This window comes from Microvirga sp. P5_D2, from assembly GCF_054049475.1.
Map to the genome: position 1 here is coordinate 1 of NZ_JBFUMH010000378.1, position 1013 is coordinate 1013.

At 58.1% G+C, this 1013-nt stretch carries 3 protein-coding genes; all 3 read right to left on the reverse strand.

What is annotated here, in order from left to right; genetic code table 11:
* Positions 1-548 (reverse strand): WGR domain-containing protein (locus tag ACXJKO_RS31795; RefSeq protein ID WP_457094982.1); only part of this gene is annotated, 548 nt, incomplete at its 3' end.
* A gap of 27 nt (positions 549-575) precedes the next feature.
* Positions 576-785, reverse strand: coding sequence for a hypothetical protein (locus tag ACXJKO_RS31800; protein ID WP_457094980.1), 210 nt, complete (start codon positions 783-785; stop codon positions 576-578).
* Between the two features lie 9 nt (positions 786-794).
* On the reverse strand, positions 795-1013 hold a 219-nt coding region (locus tag ACXJKO_RS31805; protein WP_457094981.1), incomplete at its 5' end, for a helix-turn-helix domain-containing protein.

Genomic DNA, 1013 nt, shown 5'->3' on the forward strand with positions numbered 1-1013 from the left:
GCCTCGATCTCCGTCGGATACACCTCGACGAGCTCGCGGCCTGTCGTTCCGATCCGGCCCCAATTCCGCACCAGGCGCACGGTCCCGAACAAATCCCGCTCAAGGGAACTGCAGTTTGAGTGGGGGCTTGCCTTAGAGAAGGTCCATAGAGGAGCAATACATGGCTGGAACGTCGAAGCCTGAAGATCCGGGGTTAGAGGACCCTGATGTGCCCGGTCCGCTGCCTGAGTTACCTGAGCTTGATCCTGTCCCAAGGGATGACACCCCAACTGATCCGGACGAGCCCTCGCTAGACGAAGTGCCCTATGTCCCGCCTCCTGGCACTCAGTAATGGATTGAATGTGATGTCTGATATTCCCTACCCAGATACGCCACAGCCCGACATTCCAGCGCCATCGCCAGAGTCTGATATCCCGGCTCCGCCGCAACCTGACATCCCAGTTCCAGACCCTGAACCCGGAATACAGCCGCCTGAGCCATCTGAGCAGCCTGGGGATGATGTTCCAAAGGTAGGCTAGCGGAGCCGAACCCCATGCCCGACTCGGCATGGGAAAAGCGGTCAAAGCAGTCTGTGCTTATCCTTTTCTTCCATGTTTAGAGGCCTCGATCAGCTTGAAGGATGGAATGGTGGTGTCATTCCATTCCGCCATCACCTGCCCACAGCATTCACAGCGCTCATAATCCTTATCTCGCTCGGGTTGGTGCTTAATCGTCACCTCATAGAGTGCCCCACAGAACATACACGCGAACTCTCCAACCAAGCGAGATTGCCGTGTCTGGGCCATGTGCAGATCCTATGCGGCCTGAAGGGCCCGTTCGACGGCTTGGGGCTCCTTCGAGATGACAAGGAGAAGCACTCGGGCGGAGGTGTCCGGCTTGCCCTTGCCCTGCTCCCAATCGCGAAGAGTGCCAAGCGGGAAGCCGTAGCGGGCGGAGAACTCAGCCTGTGTCATTCCCAACCCCTGACGGATGGCCTTCACGTCGATTTCTGCGGGAACGTGAACCTTGTAGGT

Coding starts and splice junctions, on each gene's coding strand:
- ACXJKO_RS31800 (WP_457094980.1), bottom strand. CDS start 785: ATGGCCCAGACACGGCAATCTCGCTTGGTTGGAGAGTTCGCGTGTATG.